Source organism: Kitasatospora sp. NPDC007106 (assembly GCF_040634455.1).
Classification (GTDB): domain Bacteria; phylum Actinomycetota; class Actinomycetes; order Streptomycetales; family Streptomycetaceae; genus Kitasatospora; species Kitasatospora arboriphila.
In genome coordinates this window covers 1-7,002 of the sequence record NZ_JBEYFP010000297.1, presented here as the reverse complement: position 1 = coordinate 7,002, position 7,002 = coordinate 1, and the positions used below count along the sequence as shown (strand labels likewise).

Genomic DNA, 7,002 nt, shown 5'->3' with positions numbered 1-7,002 from the left:
AGTAGTGGGCGAAGACGTCCGGGCCGCCACCCTCCTGCTCGATGAAGCCGAAGCCCTTCTCCGCGTTGAACCACTTCACAGTGCCATTAGCCATAAAAAAATCTCCTAAACAAGGGCTGTTCGATACCCGCACGTGCGGATATCGAGTCGCCGCGGAGCACCCACCCGGAAAGATCCGGGAAACAAAAATGCGCCTGCGATACATCAGCAGGCGCACACAAAGTTCATGGGAACCACTACTGCAACTGAAACGACTGTAGCAGGTCGAGGCGTGCCGTGGGGTGAAAATTTCGCACCAGGTTTTGTGCAGGTCCCGTCCTCGGCTTCCGGGCCGGTGCTGGAGGGCACGTCAACTAGCTAAAGGGAAAGGCTGGTTGACGCCATCCGGCGGCTTCGCCCTGCCGGCGGCACTCTTCTGCAGGAGGTGTCGGTCGGGGAGTGCGCGCTTCCGATTTCGGGGACCGCGCCCGGGGCGGACGGCCCCCGTGGCCCTCCGCATCACGTTTTTTCGAACAGCCGCATCATCCCGCTTGCTGGCGCATACTTGTAAAAATGACCGACCATTCCGCTCGCCGTCCCCTGCCCACCAGCCCCTTCAGGACCCGGGCCGAAGCTCCGCAAAAGCGGTTCGCCGTCGGCGACCGGGTGACCCACGACGCCTACGGCCTCGGCCGCGTCATCGGCGTCGAAGGCGACAGCAACACCGCCGTCCTCGTCGACTTCGGATCGCAACAGGAGCGGATCACCCCGCCGTACGCCCCCATGCACAAACTCTGATCCCACGGGGGACGGGCCCCGCCCTCGTCGCTCCACGGCCGTGGGCTCCTTCGTGCAGCGGATCGCCCGCTGTTCCCCGTCCGCCCGGGTCGGCGCCATCGGCACGCACCCGTGGACCGCGACGGACCACGCGGCCGGGACGGCGCAGGCGCGGCACCGGACAGGCGGTCGGAGTTCGGATCCGTCCCGGATGCCGGTACGGGCGGGCACGGCGGCCGGGTCACGTCCCGCACGCGTCCGGCACCGTGGCCGGGCTGCTCAGTTCGGTGGTACTCGGAGCGCGAGGAGGGCTGTGTCATCGGTGCTGCCGGGGGGTACGACTCGAAGGATCTGGTCGCAGAATTCCTCCAACGGGTGCGCCGCCATGCTGGCGGCGTGGCGGCGCAGCCTTTCCAGGCCGGCGTCGAGGTCGGTGCCGGGGGCTTCGACGAGTCCGTCGGTGAACAGCAGCAGTGTCGAGCCTGCCGGTAGGTCTTCGGTGCCATTGGGGCGTTCGGGGTCTCCGCCTGCTCCGAGGATGAGTCCCTGGCCGGCCTCCAGGTAGCGTGCGGCGCCGCTGTGGGACGGTGTTCCGGCGGCGGGTAGCAGTAGGGGCGGCGGGTGTCCGGCGCTTGTCCAACGCAGTCGCCAGGGCCCGTTCGGGCGTTTCTCGGTGTAGGCGAGGACCATGGTGGCCATGGGGATGTCGGTCAGACTCGTCATCGCGTCGTCGAGCCGCGTGACGACGGCAGCCGGCTCTTCGTGGCGGTCCCAGGCCAGCGTGCGCAGGATGTTGCGGAGCTGGGCCATCCGGGCTGCGGCCTGCAGGTCGTGCCCGATCACGTCGCCGATGACCAGTGCGGTCGCGCCACGGCTGAGCGGAAAGGCGTCGTACCAGTCGCCACCGACCCGCGAACCGGCCGGAGCCGGCTGATAACGGGCGGCCAGCTGCATGCCCGGACCGCGCGGCAGTTCGGTCAGCAGGTGGTGCTGCATGGCGGTCGCGATGTCGCGCTGTTCGCCGAACAGGCGGGCGTTGTCGATGGCCACCCCCGCCCGGTGGCCGATGTCGGCGAGCAGGGCGAGCTCGCCCTCGGCGAAGGGACGCCCCGCACCGGTGCGCACCGCCGTGATCGCCCCGGTGACCTCGCGGGCGCTGCTCAGCGGAACCACGGCGGCGGAGGTCGCGCCCAGCGCGCGCAGGAACCCGGCTTGGACCGCGGCAAGCGGGGCATCGGGTGGTTCGGCCATCTCCCGCGTGCCGAGCACGAGGGGTTCCGCGCCTTGCAGCACCCGCACCAGCGCGGAACGCGAGAGGGCCGTGGGCGGTGGCAGCGGACCCCGCCACGCCTCAAGGGCGGAGTCCCGCCCGGACGGACCGAGAACGGCCACGCGGCGGACCTCGCCGTCGGGGGTCCGCAGATCCACGGCCACCCAGTCCGCCAGCTCCGGGACGAGTAGTGGGCCGAGCCGGTCCACCGCCTCCTCGACGTCCAGTGTTTCCGAGAGCACCTCGGTGATCGCGCCGACGAGGGTCAGCCGTTCGGTCAGGTCCTTGAGGAGGCCCACCTGGACGGCCTCCGGCCCGACGGGCGCACTGCTTCCCGCAACGTCGGCGAACAGCACGGCCATGCCCACCGGTCGGCCCCCGGCCATGACGGGCGCCGCCGACCAGCGCACCGGCAGGGCCCTGCCGTCACCGGTCAGGAAGGCATCGCTCGCGCCCCAGGCCGGCCGCCCGGTTTCCACGACCGCCAGCAGCGAACACCGCGCGCGCGGAACGGCGGCACCCTCGGGACCCCGGTGCAGCAACTCGTGCGCATCCGCTCCCGTCATCGCCGCCGCCCCGCGGCCCAGCAACTCCTCGGCCCGCGGATTGACGGCCAGGATCCGCCCGTCCGCATCGATCAGCAACACCCCGGCCGCCAGCCCTCCGAACGCCGCGGCCAGCAACCGCTGCTCGTCTTCCCAACTGCCGTCGCCGGGCACCATCGCGCCGCCAGCCCGCCTACAGCCGCTGCTCTGGGCCGGAGGTCGCCGGTGCTCCGGAGCCGCCGGTCACCGGCGCGTACGCATGTGCCCGATCCACCGGCGCACGGTGGTGCTGCCCGCTGTACCGGCCGAGGGACCGGGTTTGCGCACCGATCGCCCACTGCAGCTCGGCGCGTGCTTCCGTCTTCGGCGACAAGCCCGGAGCCGAAGATTCATTCGCTGCCATCACGTCCCCTCTCGCGGTCCGCCCTGGGGTCCGGCACTCACCATCCACGGTGACCTCAACGACTCCGCACTGCGACCCGGCGGGAAGCGGTGGCCCGGGCAGGATCGACTGTCCCGTAGTGCGCACGACTGCAAGATCCTGCGCATGAACAGCCACCCCGATCACCGAGGCCCGCGCCAGGACGGGGGTGCCGACGCGGCAGGTCAGCGCCGAGCAGGAGCACGTCGCCGCAAGGCCGCGGCGAGGCCGTCCCTGCCGTCCCGCACGACGAACCACGGCGCCGGATCCTCGCAGAGAGCGGGTGACCCACCGCTTCGCACGGAGACCACTTCTCGTGCGGTCGGGAAGTACGCCACTGCCGACCGGGACGGCATCCAGCAGGTCTTCCACGCCGTCGACCTCCTCGCCGAAGACCCCTGCCCGGCCGGCGCCTTCACCGTCGGGGCCGGCGGCATCCACCGCACTCCGGTCGGCTCACGGGTCCAGTGCCGTATCCACGAGCAGACCGTCACCGTCACGGTCTTCCACCCCGGTCGAGTCCGACCGCCCGGACGGCACCCGGTCTGCCCGTCCCACCCGGCTGACGCTTGCCTGCGGCCCGCGTGCCGCAAGCCGCTCCCGCGGGCTCCGGTCGTGCGCCGCTCGAGGGTTCATACCGGCGTGGCGGCGAGCAGGACGGTGGCGCGGTCCGACGTCAGCACACCGAGGGTGTAGCCGTCGTCGTCGACGACGGGCCATACCGTCAGGTGCTTGATCCGCATGGTGATCGCTGCGAGGGCCAGGTCCATGGTCGGCCGGGCGAACGGGCCGTGCTGGTGCGTGGTGGAGCTGATCGCGGTCCGTTCGGTGTACCAGGAGCGGGTCAGGAACGGTCGCAGTCCCGCGCGGGTGACCAGCCCTTCGCAGCGGCCGTCGTGGTCGCGGACGAGCAGGTAGTCGACGGGGACGCTGCGGATGACGTCGTTGGCCCGGTCGACGGTGCTGTCGTCGGCTATCTGGTAGTCGCAGGGTTCCATGGCGTCGGCGACCGTGTGGCCGTGGCCGGGCCGTGCCGACCGGAGGGAACGAGTGGTCACGGTGTTCACCGCTTCCCGTCTCCGGGCCCACGTGGTCTGCCCGGGAAATCCCTTCACCCAGAACGAAGCCGGAACGGGTTCCGGGATGCGGAAGGCCCTGGATGTCTTCGAGGCTACTCCTGCTCCCGGTCCGGGCGGCCGGGCGCACCGTCGCCGCGGAGTACGGTTGAGACAACCGAGGACATTTTGCACACCGGCATCAGTGCCGACGTCGCCCTGGGTCATGAGTGGTCCCGCGTGGACCGGACGGGCGGCCCCGCATGATGCCGATCCCCCTCCCTGTTCCCTCCTCTCCCGGGCCGTGGTCGGTGCCCGGGGCTCCGACGTTGCCCCGTCTGGCCCTGGAACCGACGATGTTGCGGCAGGGTGTCTTCGACGGTGCCTGGTGGCCCCGTTCCCATCACGTCCTCGCCGAACTGCCGGACCTCATCACCGCGCTCGCCGCCCATCTCGGACGCATCGTCCGGGTGGGCCTCGACACCCCGGCCTGGGAGGGCGTGCCCCGCACCCTCGTGGTCGACGGCACGGTGATCAAGATCGGCCGGTTCGCCGGCAGCGATGCGACGATCAGCCTCACACGAGGCTTCCAGGACCACTTCCTCCTCCTGGTGGTGCCGCCCGGCACCCAGCCGGAAACAGCCTCCTCGGCGATGACGGGAGCCGCAGCAACCGGCAACCACACCCCAGCGGCAGAACTCCTGCACGGCTGACCGGACAGGCCGTACCCCGCGCAGTCCGACCGCCGAGCGGCATCGCCGTCACGGACTCCTCAAGACCGGTGCGGCCGCGATCGGCAACTGACCGCCCGTCGACCGGTTCGCCGACCGAGGCCACGAACCGGTGGCCGTCCCCCAGCCCGTACACCGGATTCCGGGTAACCGTGCCAGCCAGGTGTCGTGGTGATCGACCATCAAGATGGAACAGACCGGTCTCCACGACGGTGCCGCAGGCCCCGGTCCACCCGACAGCTCGACCACCGCACGACGCACTGCACCGGCGGCGACCCCGCACGCACGAACGGTCCCGGGAAGCGGTACTCCGGGCCGACACGTGAACGGCAACGGCCGCAGCGGTGGCGTAGGGGCGGGCGGTAGACCGTTGCCGCCTCGTCGGCGCCACGCTCGCCGGGATCCGATCCTCCGAACGCCGGCCACCGGCCGGGCCGGGGCGCACCCGTGCCGATGCAGGGTTCGCCGTGCTCGGTCCGCCGCTGCGTGGTGTGCCACGACACCCGGGAGGAGGCGCCGGCCGTGACACAGCCGGTGTCCCCGAAGCCCGTGCCCGCACGTCACTCCGGGCCCGTTCACGTTCACTCCGTGCCGCGTTCGGGAGCTGCGCGAGCGGCCCCTGCCTCAGCTCCCCTCCTGTTTTCCGGCCGTCGTTCGGATACCCGGGCGAGCACGACACCGCCACTGTTCCTCATCTCCGGGGCCGGCCTTCACGGCATCCACCGGCTCCTCGTGCGGGCGCCCGGCGCTGACGCGGCCCTCGCGGCCACCGGCTCCGGGTCGGCCTCGACGCCGATTGCCGCAAGGAGGTCCTGCCGGTCCGCCGTGTCTGCACCCACCATCCGAGCTGCCCGCCCTCGAGCACCCTCTCCACCGGCACAGGTCGGGGCCGATGAGCGGCGTAGTGTGGGAGGCAGTGTTCGGGGCTTGTCGATCCCGGCTGCCATGTCGGCCTCGTCCTGGGTGCGCGGAACCGGCAATGGGACGGCGCCGGGACGGGATTCGGTGACGCCATGACCGCCAAGAAGCACCCGACAGTCCCGGATGCCGTCGAGAACCGCAGGCTGACGGTCGCTGACGCGATGGAGCCCTGCGGGCCGCGCATCACCGGGGGCGCCGGCCTCGAGCAGGCCGAGCGCCTCCTCACCGATACCGGCGCCGCCTACCTGTCGGTGTGCACGGACGACGGCCGGTGCCAGGGCCTGGTGACCCTCGCCTCGCTCGCCCCGTTCCTCGCCTGCACCTGGTACACCGCCCACTCCCAGGTCAGCGACGCGACGCGCCACCGCGAACCGTTCGCCTGGCCCACCCTGTCCCTCTCCCTCGCCGCGGCGACCATGCACGTCCGACGCCTCGACCTGTGGCCCGTCGTCGATGACGACGGCCGGCTCCTCGGCATCCTCACCGGTACCCGCGTCACCGCCCTCCTCGCTGTCCCCAAGTCCTGAGCGGACGCGCCCCGGGGAGATCCGACCCGTCGGACGCACCGGCTGCGGGTGCGCGCACACGTGGTGCTGCACGCCGCGCGTGGACGCCCCAACGCCTGCACCCCACCTGCACCAAGCACATCCACCGAGCACATCCACCAAGCCCGGTGTCGCCGGGCCGGGGAACGAAGAGCGGGATCCCTTCCGGCATCTCCACACGGCGGACCCGCGTGCCGCGGGAGAGCTGCGGGAAATGCGCGGTGAGGTCGCCTCCCCGGCACAGCTCCGGACCCTCCGCACGGCCGGCGACGGCGCCTTCCGGCTGGTCGTCGACCTCATGAGCGGCTGCGGGCTGCGCCACGGCGAAGCGTACGCCGTCAACATCGACAACGTCGTCGCCGACGACGTCCACCGGGTCACCGAGCAGGTCAACCGGACCACCAAGCACTATGCGCCGCTCAAGCACCGGGCCGCCGGCGACTACCGCGACGTCCCGCTCCCGGCCCGCACCAGGCAGAGCATCGCGTGGTACGCCGACACGTACGGCACCGTGGACGGCTACCTCCCGTGCCACCCGCAGGACATCACGAGGCCGTTCCAGCACTACTCCATCAACAACCAGGCGTGTGCCCAGGCCCGGCAGCTGCTCGCCCCGCAGAGGTCCGCGGTCGACGCCCTCGCCCTGCTGCTCGCGAGGGAGCTCAGCGGTGCCCCTTCACGTGCGCGTCACCGAGGCGCCGGCCGACGCCTCGGTCATCCGCTGACGACGCCTCGGCCGGCGTCGCGGTCCGGCAGAC

The 7,002-nt window shown here is 71.5% G+C and carries 6 protein-coding genes and 1 pseudogene; 4 read left to right on the top strand and 3 right to left on the bottom strand.

Annotated features, from left to right (window positions below; genetic code table 11):
- A partial coding sequence (locus ABZ641_RS21340; protein ID WP_359983924.1) for a cold shock domain-containing protein occupies positions 1-94 on the bottom strand: 94 nt, incomplete at its 3' end.
- A gap of 458 nt (positions 95-552) precedes the next feature.
- On the opposite strand from ABZ641_RS21340, the gene ABZ641_RS21335 reads away from it, so the two are divergent.
- Positions 553-777 (top strand): hypothetical protein, encoded by a 225-nt coding sequence (locus tag ABZ641_RS21335; protein WP_030277647.1) that lies wholly within the window; start codon positions 553-555, stop codon positions 775-777.
- A gap of 258 nt (positions 778-1,035) precedes the next feature.
- On the opposite strand, the gene ABZ641_RS21330 is transcribed toward ABZ641_RS21335, so the two are convergent.
- Positions 1,036-2,748, bottom strand: a complete 1,713-nt coding sequence (locus ABZ641_RS21330; RefSeq protein ID WP_359983922.1) for a SpoIIE family protein phosphatase — start codon at positions 2,746-2,748, stop codon at positions 1,036-1,038.
- A gap of 876 nt (positions 2,749-3,624) precedes the next feature.
- Positions 3,625-4,050 (bottom strand): CBS domain-containing protein, encoded by a 426-nt coding sequence (locus ABZ641_RS21325; RefSeq protein WP_344622984.1) that lies wholly within the window; start codon positions 4,048-4,050, stop codon positions 3,625-3,627.
- A 260-nt stretch (positions 4,051-4,310) separates the two neighbouring features.
- Here ABZ641_RS21325 and ABZ641_RS21320 point away from each other — a divergent pair, with 260 nt between their 5' ends.
- The 3 genes and pseudogenes from ABZ641_RS21320 to ABZ641_RS21310 all read left to right on the top strand — a co-directional run.
- The gene (locus tag ABZ641_RS21320; RefSeq protein ID WP_344622983.1) at positions 4,311-4,760 is read left to right on the top strand and encodes a DUF5994 family protein; all 450 of its coding nucleotides are present in this window, start codon (positions 4,311-4,313) and stop codon (positions 4,758-4,760) included.
- 1,031 nt (positions 4,761-5,791) lie between these two features.
- Positions 5,792-6,226 (top strand): CBS domain-containing protein, encoded by a 435-nt coding sequence (locus tag ABZ641_RS21315; RefSeq protein WP_344622982.1) that lies wholly within the window; start codon positions 5,792-5,794, stop codon positions 6,224-6,226.
- A 232-nt stretch (positions 6,227-6,458) separates the two neighbouring features.
- A pseudogene (locus ABZ641_RS21310) lies at positions 6,459-7,002 on the top strand (hypothetical protein); the annotation flags it as partial.

Bases quoted from the DNA above. Each gene is read 5' to 3' on its own strand.
- ABZ641_RS21335 (WP_030277647.1), top strand. From the start codon at position 553: ATGACCGACCATTCCGCTCGCCGTCCCCTGCCCACCAGCCCCTTCAGG.
- ABZ641_RS21330 (WP_359983922.1), bottom strand. From the start codon at position 2,748: ATGGTGCCCGGCGACGGCAGTTGGGAAGACGAGCAGCGGTTGCTGGCC.
- ABZ641_RS21320 (WP_344622983.1), top strand. From the start codon at position 4,311: ATGATGCCGATCCCCCTCCCTGTTCCCTCCTCTCCCGGGCCGTGGTCG.
- ABZ641_RS21315 (WP_344622982.1), top strand. From the start codon at position 5,792: ATGACCGCCAAGAAGCACCCGACAGTCCCGGATGCCGTCGAGAACCGC.